At 66.4% G+C, this 15,692-nt stretch carries 14 protein-coding genes and 1 pseudogene; 9 read left to right on the top strand and 6 right to left on the bottom strand.

What is annotated here, in order from left to right; translation table 11 throughout:
- Positions 1-18: 18 nt before the first annotated feature.
- Positions 19-162: pseudogene (locus tag ACZYZ7_RS16245) on the bottom strand (helix-turn-helix domain-containing protein); the annotation flags it as partial.
- A gap of 230 nt (positions 163-392) precedes the next feature.
- Positions 393-1,694 carry a carboxylesterase family protein gene (locus ACZYZ7_RS16240; protein WP_450072536.1) on the bottom strand — a complete coding sequence of 434 codons (1,302 nt, stop codon included), beginning with the start codon at positions 1,692-1,694 and terminating at the stop codon, positions 393-395.
- Between the two features lie 70 nt (positions 1,695-1,764).
- Here ACZYZ7_RS16240 and ACZYZ7_RS16235 point away from each other — a divergent pair, with 70 nt between their 5' ends.
- From ACZYZ7_RS16235 to ACZYZ7_RS16210, 6 genes are all read left to right on the top strand, one after another.
- Positions 1,765-2,937 carry a flavohemoglobin expression-modulating QEGLA motif protein gene (locus tag ACZYZ7_RS16235; RefSeq protein WP_450072535.1) on the top strand — a complete coding sequence of 391 codons (1,173 nt, stop codon included), beginning with the start codon at positions 1,765-1,767 and terminating at the stop codon, positions 2,935-2,937.
- Positions 2,934-3,926 carry an ATP-grasp domain-containing protein gene (locus ACZYZ7_RS16230; protein ID WP_450072534.1) on the top strand — a complete coding sequence of 331 codons (993 nt, stop codon included), beginning with the start codon at positions 2,934-2,936 and terminating at the stop codon, positions 3,924-3,926. Before ACZYZ7_RS16235 ends, ACZYZ7_RS16230 begins: the two co-directional genes overlap by 4 nt.
- 51 nt (positions 3,927-3,977) lie before the next feature.
- On the top strand, positions 3,978-4,859 hold the full coding sequence (gluQRS, locus tag ACZYZ7_RS16225; RefSeq protein ID WP_450072533.1) for a tRNA glutamyl-Q(34) synthetase GluQRS: 882 nt from the start codon (positions 3,978-3,980) through the stop codon (positions 4,857-4,859).
- 44 nt (positions 4,860-4,903) lie between these two features.
- Entirely contained in the window at positions 4,904-6,376 is a 1,473-nt protein-coding gene (locus ACZYZ7_RS16220; RefSeq protein ID WP_450072532.1) for an ABC transporter permease subunit, read from the top strand.
- Complete coding sequence (locus tag ACZYZ7_RS16215) at positions 6,373-7,137, top strand: amino acid ABC transporter ATP-binding protein (protein ID WP_450072531.1); 765 nt, start codon at positions 6,373-6,375, stop codon at positions 7,135-7,137. Before ACZYZ7_RS16220 ends, ACZYZ7_RS16215 begins: the two co-directional genes overlap by 4 nt.
- A 123-nt stretch (positions 7,138-7,260) precedes the next feature.
- Positions 7,261-8,406 (top strand): MFS transporter, encoded by a 1,146-nt coding sequence (locus ACZYZ7_RS16210; RefSeq protein ID WP_450072530.1) that lies wholly within the window; start codon positions 7,261-7,263, stop codon positions 8,404-8,406.
- Here the strand turns inward: ACZYZ7_RS16210 and ACZYZ7_RS16205 are convergent.
- The 3 genes from ACZYZ7_RS16205 to tgt all read right to left on the bottom strand — a co-directional run bounded on the left by ACZYZ7_RS16205 (position 8,374) and on the right by tgt (position 12,173).
- The gene (locus tag ACZYZ7_RS16205) at positions 8,374-9,585 is read right to left on the bottom strand and encodes a saccharopine dehydrogenase family protein (protein ID WP_450072529.1); all 1,212 of its coding nucleotides are present in this window, start codon (positions 9,583-9,585) and stop codon (positions 8,374-8,376) included. The genes ACZYZ7_RS16210 and ACZYZ7_RS16205 overlap by 33 nt on opposite strands.
- A 76-nt stretch (positions 9,586-9,661) precedes the next feature.
- Positions 9,662-10,894, bottom strand: a complete 1,233-nt coding sequence (locus ACZYZ7_RS16200; RefSeq protein WP_450072528.1) for a cytochrome P450 — start codon at positions 10,892-10,894, stop codon at positions 9,662-9,664.
- A gap of 34 nt (positions 10,895-10,928) precedes the next feature.
- Complete coding sequence (gene tgt / locus ACZYZ7_RS16195) at positions 10,929-12,173, bottom strand: tRNA guanosine(34) transglycosylase Tgt (protein WP_450072527.1); 1,245 nt, start codon at positions 12,171-12,173, stop codon at positions 10,929-10,931.
- A gap of 66 nt (positions 12,174-12,239) precedes the next feature.
- On the opposite strand from tgt, the gene ACZYZ7_RS16190 reads away from it, so the two are divergent.
- Complete coding sequence (locus ACZYZ7_RS16190; RefSeq protein ID WP_135459352.1) at positions 12,240-12,689, top strand: lipoprotein LpqH; 450 nt, start codon at positions 12,240-12,242, stop codon at positions 12,687-12,689.
- Here ACZYZ7_RS16190 and ACZYZ7_RS16185 read toward each other — a convergent pair.
- On the bottom strand, positions 12,676-13,599 hold the full coding sequence (locus tag ACZYZ7_RS16185) for a haloalkane dehalogenase (RefSeq protein WP_450072526.1): 924 nt from the start codon (positions 13,597-13,599) through the stop codon (positions 12,676-12,678). The two genes, ACZYZ7_RS16190 and ACZYZ7_RS16185, sit on opposite strands and share 14 nt — an antisense overlap.
- A gap of 137 nt (positions 13,600-13,736) precedes the next feature.
- Here ACZYZ7_RS16185 and ACZYZ7_RS16180 point away from each other — a divergent pair, with 137 nt between their 5' ends.
- Together ACZYZ7_RS16180 and ACZYZ7_RS16175 are read left to right on the top strand one after the other, a co-directional pair.
- A complete protein-coding gene (locus tag ACZYZ7_RS16180; protein WP_450072525.1) occupies positions 13,737-14,231 on the top strand; it encodes a lipoprotein LpqH in 495 nt (164 codons plus the stop codon).
- Positions 14,232-14,337: 106 nt separating this feature from the next.
- On the top strand, positions 14,338-15,672 hold the full coding sequence (locus ACZYZ7_RS16175; protein ID WP_450072524.1) for a PE-PPE domain-containing protein: 1,335 nt from the start codon (positions 14,338-14,340) through the stop codon (positions 15,670-15,672).
- The last annotated feature ends 20 nt before the right edge of the window (positions 15,673-15,692 follow it).

Genomic DNA, 15,692 nt, shown 5'->3' with positions numbered 1-15,692 from the left:
CCCTTGAAAACCCGTGGTTCAACCGGTCCAGGACACGGATCGCAGCTGCCTGCGTGACCGGACACCGAGCTTGACGAAGACGTTGCGCAAGTGCCATTCGACAGTGTGGGTGCTGATGAACAACTGCGCACCGATCTCCTGGTTGGTCAGCCCGTCACGGGCCGGATCGGCGGACAGGATCGAGCTCGGGGTCGGTGGCAACCGCCAACGTACGGTGCACTTCCCGGCGGTCGGCCGTGTCCGCCGCCCGGTAGGCAGCCGACCGGACCAGGGTTCGAAGTGCCGCGCATTCGCTGACGCGGCCACGCAGGGACGGGACTGCGCCCATAATCGCCGTCACACCACCGCGTCCGAATTTTGCCGGAACCCTACCAAGGGCTGTCTGTTCCGGCTCAGCCGAACCGCAACGACGGCGCGGGCAGTGATTCGACGCCATGATGAGCGAATTGCGTCCAGCGAGTGCGCATCTCGGTAGACAGCTGACTGTCGATTGTCCGCTGTGGGCCGAGCATCGGGGCGTCCGCCCAGGTCTGCGGTGAGCCGAACAGGAACGGCAACTCCATGCAATGGCAGGCGCCCAACGGGGCGTTGACCGGTGTCCAGTCGAATCGATAGGTGCCCACCCGGCCGCCGTGCGTCCGCCAGGCCTCGGCCAGTCGCTCAGCGGGGCTGGAGAACGCCTGTTTCGTGATCACCGCCGACCCCGCCCGCACGGCGAGACGCCCGAGGACCGGTACCCGGTTGAGCCTGGCCACCCGAGGGTCCATCGCCACGAACGGTGCGGCGTCGTCCTTGGTGTAGCCGATCAGCAGCTCGATGCGGCCCGCGGCGGCGGCGATGGCGGCGGGTACATCGGCGGGTGCCGGCAGCGGCCCCCGACCGAGCCGTGGTGCGAACGCAAGTCCACCAAGCAGGCCGTAACCCTGCGCGGCGGCGACCGCGGCGCCTTCCGCGGCGAGCAGTTGTTCGATGCTCGCCTCGACCGGATCGGCACCGGCGAGGGAGGTGGCCATCGCCGAGCCCATGGCATGGGCCATATCGTCACGCCCGTCGTCCAACTCCAGCGGGGCGCTCTGCAGGATCGCGCGGTGGAAGAGACCGATCGCGTCCTCACACAACATGAGCGACAGGACCGAATGCGCGCCGGCCGATTGACCGAACGCGGTGACATTGGTCGCGTCACCACCGAACGCCGCGATGTTGTCTTGCACCCAGCGCAGCGCCAGGATCTGATCGCGCAGTCCCAGGTTGTCCTCACCGGTCCCGGGTGGCGCCAGATAACCGAAGATGCCGAGCCGGTAGCTCACGTTGACCACGACCACGTTGCCGGCACGGGCCAGGGCACCGGGGTCGTACTTGGCCGACTCCCCGCTGCCCGCGACGTACGCACCGCCGTGAAACCACACCATGACCGGCAGCCGGTGCGCGTCGGCCGGGGCGGTGACGGTCAGCACGAGGCAGTTCTCGTTCGTCGTCAGGCCCGCGAGTGCGTCGCCCGCGACCCAGCTCAAACGCGACGGCCGTTGCGGGCAGGCCGGACCTGATTGCGTCGCGTCCCGAACCCCCGACCAGGCCGCGGGCGGCTCGGCGACCGCGAATCGCCTGACGGTGCCGTAGCGCACGCCCCGCGCGCGCACCAGCCCGTCTTGGTGTTCAACCTGGATCGTGCCGCCGGCGATTCTCCGCTCTGCCATTTCCTGAACGTTAGCGGGAACAGCTTCGAACACCGGATTGACCACGTCGCCAATTGGGTATCGATAGCAAGTGGGTCGAACTTCGCCCCTTTCGCAGGAAGCCCTGGACGTCGATGCACGTCTGACGGAGATCGATCGCGAGCTCAACCTCATGCTCAACGTCACTCCGATCAATGGAGCCGAGGCATGGCGGGGTTTCGCCCGCTCGGGGTTCGAGTCATTACCCGCCCTGCAGTCGAGACCGCTGGACTTCGACCCGGATCTGGTCAAGCGCGACCTCTACGACGTCGAGATCGAGCGAGTGGAGAACCCGGCACTCAACTCTCTCTTCCGTGGAAAACGCGACGAGATTGCCCGGCGGATCACCTTGCTCGAGGACCGCGGCACGTCGCGGTTCAGGTACGGCGCGCTGCAGCTCTACGGAGAACCGGACGACTCGCTGTGCACGACGGCTCGCTCATTGCTCGAGCTCATCGATCCGCCACCGATCACGTCGACCAGCGTCACCGCCACGGCATTCGCGGAGACGGCACGCGCGGAACTGGAGTCGGCCTATCCGCAGTTTCCCGTAGCGGTCGAAGTGCGGGACGACGTCGCCGATCTGATGGTGTCGTTCGGGAGGCTCTATATTCCTGCCACTGCCTCCTTCCGCGCGAACCGCGTAGAGCCACTGATCCAGCACGAGGTCGGGACCCACGTGCTCACCTATCGCAACGGCGAGGCGCAGCCCTTGGGTCTCCTGGCCGTCGGGCTCCCACTGTACGAGGAGACGCAGGAAGGCCTGGCGGTGCTGGCCGAGTACGTCGTAGGGGGGCTCGATCCCCGACGCATGCGCGTGCTCGCCGCGAGGGTCGTTGCCGCATCGATGATGCTGGCTCACGCGGAGTTCGTCGAGATCTTCAATCACCTGACCGACGCCCATGGCTTCGCACCCCGCACCGCGTGGTCGGTGACGAGCCGCGCAACATTCGGCGGAGGTTCGACGAAGGACATCATCTATCTGCGCGGTATCGAACGAGTCCTCGGGTACTTCGCCGAAGGACGCAGCATCGAGCCCCTTCTCGCCGGCAAGCTCTCGCTCGACCATGCGCCGCTCGTGGAGGAGTTGATTCAGCAAGGGGTTCTGGAACCGCCGCGGGCGCGCCCACGCTGGCTGTCCGCGCCCGGGGCGCAAGTGCGGCTCGAACGCATGCGCGGCGGCATGAGCCCCGCGGACCTACTCGAAATGGATGTGGCCGCATGAGGATTGCATTCCTGGTCAATCGCGCGGAGACCGAGGTCGACGAATACGCGACCACCCGCCTCGCGAAGGCGGCCGCCCTGATGGGCCACGAGGTCTGGTACGTCGGGCTGGGCGACGTCAGTATCGGCGAGCCCGACGGTCAGATCGGGGCGCACGCACGTCCCGGCATCGCCCGGGGTGAGGACACGCTGACCGCGTTCGTCGATCGCATGAAGGAGAGTTCGGCCGAGCGCATACGCATGAACGAGCTCGACGCCGTGTTTCTGAGGAACGACTCGGTCGAGGATCGGCAGGATCGGCCGTGGGCCAGCAGCTTGGGTTCCATGTTCGGTCAGCTGCTCGTGGCGCACGGCGTCACCGTGGTCAATGACCCCGCGGTGCTCATGCGTGCGGCGTTGAAGGTATACCTCGACGAGTTTCCGGCGCAGATCCGCCAGCGATCCCTGGTGACGCAAAACGTGGACGACGTCCGGACCTTCATCTCATCCGTGGGACGCTCCATCATCAAACCGCTGTGCGGCGCGCAGGGACGCAACGTGTTCATGATCGTCAGCGACGACGAGCCCAACTTGAACCAGATGATGGAGTCGGTGCTGGAAGACGGCTACATCTACGCCCAGGGATACGTCGAGGGCGCCGAGGACGGCGACATGCGGATCTTCCTGCTCGACGGAGAGCTCATCGAGGTCGACGGACATCCCGCCGCTTTCCGGCGGGTGCCGGAGGGGAACGACCCGCGAGCCAACATCTGCAAGGGCGGCACAGTTCAACCCGAAGAGGTCACCGAGAAGCAGCGCGCGGTGATCGAGGCGATGCGCGACAAACTCGCGCAAGATGGGATGTTCTTCGTCGGCATCGACATGATCGGCGACAAAGTCATCGAGATCAACGCCGAGAGTCCGGGCGGTCTGCAGGCGATGGAGCATCTGTACGGAGTCGACATCTGCCCGGTCGTGATCGAAGCGCTGGAGCGTCGGAGTAGTGCGTGAGTGGCGAAGGGCGACATCGGCCCTGGGAGCGCGATTAGCTAGATTGCGGGCGTGAGCCTCACCCCCGCCGGGCGGTTCGCGCCGAGCCCGTCGGCCGACCTGCACATCGGCAACCTGCGCACCGCGATGCTGGCCTGGTTGTTCGCCCGGTCCACCGGGCGGCGGTTCCTGCTGCGGGTCGAGGACCTCGATGACCGCACGTTCGCCGAGATCGGTACGCGGCAAGTGGCCGACCTGGCCGCGATCGGGCTGACGTGGGATGAGCCGGTGGAATGGCAGACGGGTCACCAGGACCGCTACGACGCCGTGATCGAGCAGTTGCGGGCGGGCGGACTGCTGTACGAATGCTATTGCAGCCGAAGGGATATCGCCCAGGCGCCGCGCGCACCACATGCCCCGGAAGGCGCGTACCCGGGCACCTGCCGGGACCTGACCGACACCGAACGCGCACAGCGCCGCGCCGAAACCGATCGCCCACCTGCGCTACGGCTACGCACCGACACGTTCGTCGGCACCGTCACCGACCTGCTGCACGGCAGCTACACCGGGATCATCGACGACTTCGTGGTACGCCGCGGTGACGGCGTGCCCGCCTACAACCTGGCCGTGGTGGTCGATGACGCGGCGAGCGGCGTCGACCAGGTCGTGCGGGGCGACGACCTGTTGAGCTCGTCCCCGCGCCAGGCGTACCTGGCCCGGCTGCTGGACTACCCCGAGCCGACGTATGCGCACGTGCCGCTGGTGCTCAACGAGGACGGCGCCCGGCTGGCCAAACGCGACGGCGCGGTCACCCTGGCCGAGATCGGGATCGAGCGGGCATTGGAGCAGATCAGCGCATCGCTGGGCTGGCCGGCCCTGGGCCTCGACGGCATGCTCGACCGATTCGACCCGGCCGCTCTGCCGCGGCATCCGTGGATATATCAGCCGGGCTGAGCAGAAACCTGCAGAACCTCCCGCACCCCTGTTAGCGTCCGGCGGTGCGCTCCCGACGAATTCCACTGCTGGGACTCCTGCTGATCTTCGCGACACTGATCGCCGCGTGTGGACCGAAGGCACCAGAGGCCGGCGGACCGTTGCAGGCCGGCGTGCTGCGGGTCGGCACCGAGGGGGTGTACGCACCGTTCAGCTATCACGACCCCGCCTCCGGCCAACTCGTCGGATACGACGTCGACGTCGCCCGCGCAGTCGCCGACAAACTCGGAGTCAGAGTCGAATTCGTCGAGACACCATGGGACTCGATCTTCGCCGCGCTCGAGGCCAACCGCTTCGACGTGGTCGCCAACGAGGTCACCATCAATGATGAGCGCAAGGCGAAATATGACCTGTCCGAACCGTATTCGGTGGGCGAGGGAGTCATCGTCACCCGCGCCGACGACGATTCGATCAAGACCCTCACCGATCTGAAAGGCAAGGTCGCCGCCGAGAACGCGACCAGCAACTGGTCGGAGATCGCCCGCAAGGCCGGGGCCCGGGTGGAAGCGGTCGAAGGATTCACCCAGGCCATCAAGCTCCTCAACCAGGGCCGGGTCGACGTCGTGGTCAACGACAGCATCGCCGTCTACGCCTACCTCGCCGAGACCGGCGACAAGTCGGTCAAGATCGCCGGGAACGTCGGGGCGAAGAGCGAACAGGGCTTCGCCGCCCGAAAGAACAGTGGGCTGTTGCCCGACCTCGACAAGGCCCTGGACGAGCTGCGCGCCGACGGTACGTTGGCCGCGATCTCACAGAAGTACCTCAAGGCCGACGCCTCCGGCACACCCACGGGATCCCAGGAGCTCAAGCAGCCGAAGTCGACGTGGGAGCTGATCCTGGACAGCCTCGGCCCGCTGGCCAAGGCCGCGATCACCATGACGATCCCGCTCACAATCGTCAGCTTCATCATCGGCCTGGTGATCGCCCTGGCAGTCGCGCTGGCCCGGTTGTCGTCGAACCGGGTGCTGAGCAACATCGCCCGGTTCTACATCTCGATCATCCGCGGGACACCGCTCCTGGTGCAGCTGTTCATCGTGTTCTTCGCGCTGCCCGAGTTCGGGGTGAAGATCGATCCGTTCCCGGCCGCGGTGATCGCGTTCAGCCTCAACGTCGGCGGCTACGCCGCCGAGATCATCCGCTCGGCGATCCAGAGCATCCCGAAGGGACAGTGGGAGGCGGCCGAGACGATCGGGCTGAACTACACCGGCACGCTGCGGCGCATCATCCTGCCGCAGGCCGCCCGGGTGGCGGTACCGCCGCTGTCGAACACCTTGATCTCCCTGGTCAAAGACACGTCGCTGGCTTCGACCATCCTGGTGACCGAACTGCTGCGCCAAGCCCAGATCATCGCGGCGCCGACATTCGAGTTCTTCGCCCTCTACGGCACGGCCGCGATCTACTACTGGGTGATCTGCCTGGTGCTGTCGTTCGGCCAGAGTCGCCTGGAACGCCGACTGGAAAGGCACATTGCGCGATGACCACAGAACGCGACGACCGGATCGTCGCCACCGATGTGCACAAGGCGTTCGGCGACTTCCAGGTGCTCAAGGGCGTGTCGTTCAGGGTGCCGCGGGGCACCGCGACCACCGTGATCGGCCCGTCGGGTTCCGGCAAGACCACGCTGTTGCGCACGCTGAACGCCCTCGATGTGGCCGACTCCGGGGTGATCCGGGTCGGTGACACCGAAATCGACTTCGCCAAGCCGGTTCCCAAGGAACAGCTGCGCGGCTACCGGGCGCAGAGCGGCTTTGTGTTCCAGTCCCACAACCTGTTCCCGCACAAGACGGTGCTGCAGAACGTCACCGAGGGCCCGCTGGTGGTGCAGAAGCGCCCGCGTGACGAGGTGGTGGCCGAGGCCACCGAGCTACTGGGGCAGGTGGGCCTGGCCGACCAGCAGGACAAGTATCCGTATCAGCTCTCGGGCGGCCAGCAGCAGCGCGTCGGAATCGCTCGGGCACTGGCGCTGAAACCCAAAGTGGTGCTGTTCGACGAGCCGACATCGGCGCTCGATCCGGAACTGGTCGGCGAGGTGCTCGCGGTGATCCGCGACCTGGCCGTCGAAGGCTGGACGCTGGTGATCGTGACGCACGAAATCCAGTTCGCCAGACAGGTTTCCGATCAGGTGCTGTTCACCGATCGCGGGGTGATCCTGGAGCAGGGTCCGCCCGCCGCTGTGATCGGCGACCCGAAAGAAGAGCGCACCCGCCAGTTCCTGCAGCGGATCCTGAACCCGCTCTAGCGGCCTGTTCGGCCACTCTCCCACACCGCGTGGTCCGATTTCCGCCAGCACCCCGGCGCGCGTGCTCATACCGTCACCGACATGACACCGCAGGCCGAAATACACCGAACCACCGTGTGGTTCATGACGATTGCCGCAGCGCTCGGCACCGCCGCCATCTACCCACTGCAACCGGCGATATCCGATGTCGCTGACAGCCTTGACATCTCGGTCGCCCAGGTCGGGATCGCCCTGGCGTGCGGTCCGGTCGGCTACTTGTTGGGGCTCGCGATGCTGGTGCCGCTCGTCGACCGGTTTCCGCCGAAATACATACTCGCAGCGCAGTTCGGCGCCTTGGCCGCGGCGTTGGCCGCCAACGCCGCAGCCGGTGCCGTGTGGATCCTTGGGCTCACGGTCGGGGTGATCGGTGCCTGCTCCACCGTCGGTGCGCAGTTGAGTTCGATCACCGCGCGCTTCGTCCCGGACGGCCGTCGGGCCACCGCGCTGGGCATTGTGACAGCGGGCATCTCGGCCGGGATCATCGGCGGCCGCATCGCCGGTGGGTGGCTGACCGACGTGTTGGGATGGCGGGGCGGCTTGGTCGTGTTCGCACTCGCGTGCGTCGTCGCCGCACTCGTCACATTGCGGACCCTGCCCGCCACCGCCGGTTCCGCCACGAGCGGCTACCTGGCGACGCTTCGCAGCCTGCCGGGCCTGTACCTGCGATTCCCGACGTTGCGCATCGCCGCGGTACGCGGCGCGCTCTGGTTTTTCGCATTCTGCGCGGTGTGGGCCGGCCTGGCCGTCGCGCTGGCTCAGCCGCCGTACTCATACTCAGCCGAGCGGATCGGCCTGTACGCCCTCGCCGGTCTATTGGGCATTGTCGCCACGCGCATCGCCGGGGTGTGGACCGACCGTGTGGGCGCACGACGAGTCATGATGGTCGGGTTGCTCATCGCCGCCTTCGGCGCGATCGCCCTCGGCGGGTGCCTGTCGAACCCGGTGGCCACCCTCGTCTGCCTGGCCGTGTTCGATGCCGGGCTGTTCGCCGCTCAAGTGGCCAATCAGAGCACGGTTCTGGCCATCGACCCGGCCGCGCCGGCACGGTTCAACAGCGCTTACATGGTGGTGTACTTCGTGGGCGGCAGCCTGGGTACCGCATTCGGCGCCGCCGCCGTCGGGTGGCTGGGCTGGCCGGTGACCGCGGCCGTCACCGCTGCGGCGATCGTGCTCGCGATACTGCTGACCGCCACCGGGCTACGGCGCGAGCTCCTTGAGGCCCCACGGTGAGCCGTAGTCCTTCAACAGATCCAGGAACGGCACCGCGTCGAACGCCTCCGGGCCCAGCACGCCGGCGCCGCTCCAGGTTCCGTTGGCCAGGAGTTCCAGCGCCACAACGGGATTGATCGCGGTCTGCCACACCACGCACTGATGCCCGTACTCGGCCATCGACCATTGGTTGTCGACGACGTGGTACAGGTACGTCGAGCGCGGGTTACCGTCCTTCCCGGTGCCCGTCACCCACAGCCCCGCACAGGTCTTGCCGTGCATCTGCGGGCCGAGCGTCGCCGGGTTGGGCAGGCAGGCCGCGACCACGTCGCGGGGACTGACCTGGACGGGGCCGACCGTGACATTGTCGGTGCGGTCGAGCCCCACCTTGTGCAGAGCCTTGAGCACATCGATGAACTCGGTGCCGAGGCCGTACTTGAACGTGGCGCGCTTGCAGTCCACCCATCGTGGCATCAACAGCACTTCCTCGTGCTCGACGTTGACGCATTCGACCGCGCCGATGCCTTCGGGAAAGTCGAAAACCTCTGGCTCACTGAATGGTTCGGTGACGAACCAGCCGCGGTCGGCCTCCCAGATCACCGGCGGGTTCAGGCATTCCTCGATCGTGGTCCAGATCGAGAACGACGGCGCGAAGTCGTAACCGTCGACGGTGAGGTTGGACCCGTCGCGGGTGCCGAGCTCGTCGATCTCGGAGAACAAATGATCGGCGGCGTAGCGCGCGAAGACATCGGAGAGCCCGGGTTCCACACCGATGCCGACCAGGGCCAGCCTGCCCGCGGCCTGCCAGTCGTCGGCAACCGCGAACTGTTCGTCACCGAGCTTGACCCCGGTGAGCTCGTAGGGCCTGTCGGGATGACGATGCGACAGGCTCATCGCCATGTCGAGGTAGTCGGCGCCACCGGCCAGGGCACCGTTGAAGATCGGCATCACGAACCGGGGATCGACGGCGTTCATCACGTGGGTGATGTTGTGTTGCCGGACCAGTGCGGCGACGGCCTCGGCCGAGCTCGCGTCCACCTGGGCGGCGCTGAACCGCGGGTCGCCGACCTCGTCGACCGCCGTGGCGGCCCGGGCCTCGTCGTAATCGCACACCACTATCTGCTCGAAGAAGCCGCGCCGGGCCGCGATCGCACAGAACGCGGCACCCACGCCGCCGGCACCGACCAAGAGGATCCGCATGCCGAAGAACCGTACCTACAGATTGCGGTTTTCGTCAGTGTTGGACGATTTCTTCGATGAATCCGTGGCAGATCGTCTAAATCTCCACGGATAACGTCGACATCCCTCGCAAGGTCAGGTTCGCCTTGTACACCGGGTCGGCAGCCAGGCGGGCCTGCGGGAACCGCGCGGTGACCGCCGACAGCGCCACCGACGCCTCCAACCGGGCCAGCGGTGCGCCCAGGCAGAAATGCGGGCCCTTGCCGAACCCAATGTGCCGGATGTTCTCGCGGTCCGGATCGAACTCGCCGGGCCGCTCACTGGCCGCCGGGTCACGGTGCGCGGCGGCCAGCAACAGCAGCATGGTGTCGCCGGCCGGGATCGTGATGTCACCAATTGTCATGTCATCACCGGCAATTCGGCCCACCAGTTGCACCGGCGGGTCGTACCGCATGGTCTCTTCGATGATCGCGGCCACCCGCGAGGCGTCCGCCCCGAGCGCGGCCCACTGGGCCGGATGGCGCAGCATCGCCAGCGTCGCGTTGGCGATCAGGTTGACCGTCGTCTCGTGTCCGGCGACGAGCAGCAGATTGCACGTCGCGACGATCTCGTCCTCGGTGAGCTGGTCCCCCGATTCCTCGACCGCGATCAGCCCGGACATCAGGTCCTCACCGGGAACACTGCGGCGGGCATCGATGAGCTCGCGCAGATAGTCGCCCAGCCATATCCCGGCCTTCATCTGCTCATCGAACAGATCCGAGGTATGACCGGTCAGGGCCAGGAACGGGTCCAGCGAGGCGGCCAGCAATCCCGAGGCGTGACTGAATTTCGGCTCGTCCTCGACGGGCACGCCGAGCAGGCGGCAGATCACCGCCACCGGCAGCGGGTAGGCCAGGTCGTCGATGGCGTCAAAACTCCCCCGCCTCTCGACGCCGTCGAGCAGGCCGTTCACCAGGTCGGTGATGTCGGGTTCGAGGGCCTTGACCACCTTCGGCACGAAGGCCTTGCTGACCAGCTTGCGCAGTCGAGTGTGATCGGGAGGGTCGAGGAACAGGAAATTCGTCGCGCCGCTGGGACGCGGCCCAGGCTGGGACTCGAGCTGCCGCTGGGCGATGGTGGAGTTGGTCCGGTCGCTGCGCGACGCCGGGTGTCGCAGCACCTCGTCACAGTCGGCGAACGACGTAAACACCGTGAGGTTGGACTCGGGTAGGTGCAGGGGTCCGAGCTCACGGATCCGGTTGTACGTCGGGTAAGGATCGGCCCGGCAGGCCGGGTCGAGCAGCTGCATCAGCAGGGCCTGCGGGGCTTGATCGTCGGTGACGGTCACCATCTACTTATTGTGCACGCGTAGAAGAAGCCGCAGTTCAACTAATGGGCACCCCGTAGTACCGCCCCAGCACGTGCGCCCGCAGCTCATCGAACTCACCGGCCACGATCGACGCCCGGATCTGGTCGACCAGCCGGATCACGAACCGCTCGTTGTGGATCGTGCACAGCGTCGCCGACAGCATCTCCTTGGCCTTGAACAGATGCCGGATGTAGGCGCGTGAATAGTTGGCGCAGGTGTAGCAATCGCATTCGGCGTCGATCGGGGTGAAGTCCCGCTTGTACCGGGCCCCGGTGATGTTGAACCGCCCCGTCGCCGAGTACACCGCCGCATTGCGCGCCACCCGCGACGGCGATACGCAGTCGAAGGTGTCGGCTCCGGCGGCCACCGCATCGAACAGGTCATCGGGCTCGCTGATCCCGAGCAGGTGGCGCGGCTTGTCCGCGGGCAGCTCACTGCTGACCCAGCCGACGATGGTCGCCAGATTCTGCTTCTCCAGCGCGCCGCCGATGCCGTAGCCGTCAAAGCTCAGCCCCTCGGCGGGCCCGGCCTCCTGCCCGATCGAGGCCAGCCCGCTCGCGGCCTGCCTGCGCAGATCCTCGTACTGGGCGCCCTGCACCACGCCGAACAGCGCCTGCCGCGGCCGCTCCGGCGACAGCCCCTGCAGCCGGTGATGCTCGACCAGACACCGCACCGCCCACTCATGGGTGCGCTGTACCGAGCTTTCCTGGTAGGCGCGGGTGTTGACCAGGGTGGTGAGCTCGTCGAACGCGAAGATGATGTCGGCGCCGAGCTTGTTCTGGATGCCGATCGACACCTCCGGGGTGAACCGGTGTTTCGAGCCGTCCAGATGCGAGCGGAACGTGACGCCGTCGTCGTCCACGACGGCCAGCCGTTCTTTGCCCTTGGCGATGATGTCGTCTTTCTGCAGCCGCTCGGTGTCCATGGCCAGGACCTTCTTGAACCCGACACCCAGCGACATCACCTGGAAGCCGCCGCTGTCGGTGAAGGTCGGGCCGGGCCAGTTCATGAACGCCCCCAGCCCGCCGGCCTCGGCCACGACGTCCGGGCCCGGCTGCAGGTACAGGTGATAGGCATTGGCCAGGACCGCTTGAGCACCAAGCTGTTTCATGGTCTCGGGAAGAACCGATTTCACGGTGGCCGCAGTGCCGACCGCGATGAACGCCGGAGTCTGGATATCGCCGTGCGGAGTGTGAATGGTCCCGACCCGACCGAGTCGGCCGGGCAACTCGGCCTCCACGGTGAAATACGGCTGGTCCACACCAGGTATTCAACCGGATGCTCGTCCGATTTCCGTCACGGGGGCGGACGCGACCATACTGCGGACGTGAATTTGGTCATGCGCCGCCCCATTGTCATTGCCACCGGATTTGCTGTGTGTCTGGCTGCCGTCGCCGGATGTTCGTCGCAGGAGTCGGGTTCTTCAGGTAAGTCCGGCCAGGGCCGGGTCACCTTCGGTCCCAACGACGCAGGCCCGGTCACCAGTGTCAGCTGCGAGACCAAGGACGGCCTGACCACGATCAGCATCGAGGGCAAGATGCCGGCCTCCATCGCGCTGACCGACGGTGAGGCCCCGGTGGTGCAGTCGGTGAACATCGGTGACGTGAACGGCGAGGGTTCGTCGCTGACCTATCTCTCCGGCCTGTCGGGTGCCCCGGTGGTGGCGGCGCGCGACGGCAAGGGCTACACCATCACAGGCACCGGCATGGGCATCGATCCCAACGAACCGAGCTCGCCGGTGGACATGCCGTTCGACATCGCGGTCACCTGCCCGTAGGTGAACGGCCGGCCAGGAACTCGACGATCGCCTCAGCGAGTTCCTCGCCGGCATCCTCCTGCAGGAAATGACCAGCATCGCGGATCACCGGATGGTCGATCCCCTGCGCGCCGCGCATCTCCCGCTTGAAGATGGGCGCCATGCCGCCGGTGATCGGATCACCATCACTGAACGCCACCAGCATCGGAGTCTGGCTGGCCGACAACACCTTCCATGCCGACCGGTTGGCGGCCGAGGCCGGATCGTCGGGCGAGGTGGGCACCAGGCCGGGCATCGCCCGCGGGCCCGCGCAGTAGGAGTCGTCGGGGAACGGCGCGTCGTAGGGCGCACGGACCTCATCGCTGACCGGGCGCCGACAGCCTGCCGCCACGAACCGCCCGACGTCGATCGTGGGCAAGTTCTGGATCGCGGTGCGGAACTGCCACCAGATTTCGGGCATCGGGATGTCGCCGGTGGGCAGCCCGGTGTTGGCGACAACGATGTTGGAGAACCGGTCGGGGTGTTCAGCAGCCAACCGCAGCCCGATCAGGCCACCCCAGTCCTGACAGACCAGGGTCACCCGCCGCAGGTCCAGCACGTCGAAGACCAGCGCCCGCATCCACTCGACATGGCGCGCGTAACTGTGGTCCTCGATGCGGGTGGGTTTGTCCGAGCGGCCGAAGCCGACCAGGTCTGGGCAGACGACCCGATGCCCCGCCCCGGCCAGTACCGGAATCATCCGACGGTAGAGAAACGACCACGATGGTTCCCCATGCAACAACAGGACCGGATCGGCATCGGGTGGGCCGTCCTGGACCCAGGCCACCCGCAGATGACCGCCATCCGCGTCATCGACATCGGAATACTCTGGCAGGTAAGCAAATTCAGGCAGATCGCAGAAACGGTCTTCCGGTGTGCGCAACGTCTGCATGACGCTGAACTTACGACCGCCCCGTCCCCATGGCGAACAATTCGCTCAAACCCACGCCCACGACCTGCACAAACTCCATACTTCTGCCTGACAGCCCGCCACTCATGACGGGCTGCGCAACCGTGAGGAGAGCAGTGGTGAAGCGTGAGTTCCTGGTGGCTGTAGGCGGCGCCGCGATCGTCGTCGCAGGCCTGTCTGGCTGTTCGTCGAGCGACAAGAAAGACACTTCCAGCGACACGAAAGCGACCGCGTCGGCGACCGCGTCGGTCGAGGCCGGCGGTGCCACGGCGACAACGGGCACGGGCACCGCCCGCGTCTCCATCGACGGCAAAGAGCAGAAGCTGGAGGGCACAGTCGTGTGTGCCACGGTCGCAGGCAATGTCAGCCTGTCCGTCGGACAAGGCATGTCCGGAGTCACCGCCACGCTCAGCGAGGGCGACAAGCCATCGGTGACCGCCGTGGCGTTGGGCAATATCGACGGCGTCAGCCTCGGCTACACCCCCGGCGTTCCCGGCGGCAGCGCAGAAGCCACCAAGGATGGCAACACCTACACGATCAAGGGCGAAGCGACCGGCGCCGGTGGAACGGGCATGGTTACCAAGCCTTTTGAGCTCGAAGTGTCCTGCCCCTAGCAGTTTCGTCATAACTAGCAAACATCTGGCATAGTGTGGGCCCGGACTGACCCCGGGCCCACGCTCCGTTCTCAGTCGTTTCCACCCGCACGATCTGAGGAGCACCGTGGCCACTCACCGTAAGCGCGCGCGTTCATCCGCTGCCGTGGTGGCCGGTGCCACCGCCGGCTTGGCGGCAGTCCTCACGTTCGGACAGGTCGCCGACGCGCTCGCGGCCACCCTGCCGGGCAACAACGCTGTCGTAGGGGTGGGCGGGGCAAGCGACACCAAGAGTGCGCGGATCCAGGACAAGTTTCTCGGCGAGTACGTTCCGTACAACAACAAGTTCGTCAGCGTCGATGACGACCAATACAAGGCCGTCGAATATTCGGCCTCGCTGCCGATCGATTCGGGTGTGGCTGACGGGCGCGCGCCGCTGATCCAGCAAGTGGGCGTCGCCCGCACCCAGGTCGGCCCCAACGGGACGGTCTACATCGTCGGCTACTCCGAGGGGTCCCTCGTCGCCGAGAATTACAAGCGCGAACTGAATGCCGGAACGGTGGATCCCGGCGGGAACATTGAATTCGTCTACATCGCGGCACCGACGGTTCCCAACGGCGGAATCTATGCCCGCTTCCCGGATCTGGGGCCGCTCGGACTCCTCGGGTTCACCAGCACCGGCGCGGCAGCGTCCACCCCCTACAGCCAAACCTTCGTCACCATCGAGTACGACCCGATCGGTGACTTCCCGGCCTATGCCAACCCGCTGTCACTGGCCAATGCCGCCGCGGGGTTCTTCTATCTGCACGGTGATCCGACCCCGGATGCCACCGGTCTGAACGACGCGGACGGGCTGTTGGTCAAGACCGTCCAGAAGCCCGGCGGGGCCACCGACACCTACATCCTGGTCAAGACCGAGCATCTGCCCTTGCTGCAGCCCATCCGGGACGTATCCACCGCGCTGAACACCACAGCATTCACCGAGCCGGTGCTCGGCGCGATCGAGCCGACACTCAAGCTCGGCGTCGATATGGGCTACACCGACCGTCACTACCAGAATGCCGACACGCCGACCCGCTTCTCGTTGATCACCCCACCCAAGCGGATTGCCGAGACCATCAACCAGCTGCCCGACGCCTTGCAGCAGGGCGCGGACAACTTCAGGAACGGATTGCCTTCTACCACATCGCCTTCGACGACGTCGGGACCCACCGAACGCAACGCGGAGAAGAAGGACATCCCCAAGGTCGTTGAGCCGAAAGTCGAGACCAAGGACGGGGCCTATGTCCCCAGGAAGCCGGTCAAACGCACCCCCGTACAGCGGCGCGACGACGTGGGCAACGCGGTGTCGGACGTGACGACGAACGTCAGGGATTCGTTCAAGCCGAAGCCAAAGCCGAAACAGGAGGCCAAGCCCAAGGCCGGGTCGGACCACGAGTCAGGCACCGACAAGGCCGCCTGACTCGCTGATGTCATGCTGGG

It is taken from the genome of Mycobacterium sp. IDUB_17 (genome assembly GCF_055419465.1).
This window is presented reverse-complemented; position numbering and strand designations above follow the sequence as displayed.

What these genes read in the sequence shown, in the direction of transcription:
- ACZYZ7_RS16230 (WP_450072534.1), top strand. Translation starts at nt 2,934, where the DNA reads ATGAGGATTGCATTCCTGGTCAATCGCGCGGAGACCGAGGTCGACGAA.
- ACZYZ7_RS16185 (WP_450072526.1), bottom strand. Translation starts at nt 13,599, where the DNA reads ATGCAGACGTTGCGCACACCGGAAGACCGTTTCTGCGATCTGCCTGAA.
- ACZYZ7_RS16210 (WP_450072530.1), top strand. Translation starts at nt 7,261, where the DNA reads ATGACGATTGCCGCAGCGCTCGGCACCGCCGCCATCTACCCACTGCAA.
- ACZYZ7_RS16205 (WP_450072529.1), bottom strand. Translation starts at nt 9,585, where the DNA reads ATGCGGATCCTCTTGGTCGGTGCCGGCGGCGTGGGTGCCGCGTTCTGT.
- ACZYZ7_RS16240 (WP_450072536.1), bottom strand. Translation starts at nt 1,694, where the DNA reads ATGGCAGAGCGGAGAATCGCCGGCGGCACGATCCAGGTTGAACACCAA.
- ACZYZ7_RS16215 (WP_450072531.1), top strand. Translation starts at nt 6,373, where the DNA reads ATGACCACAGAACGCGACGACCGGATCGTCGCCACCGATGTGCACAAG.
- ACZYZ7_RS16200 (WP_450072528.1), bottom strand. Translation starts at nt 10,894, where the DNA reads ATGGTGACCGTCACCGACGATCAAGCCCCGCAGGCCCTGCTGATGCAG.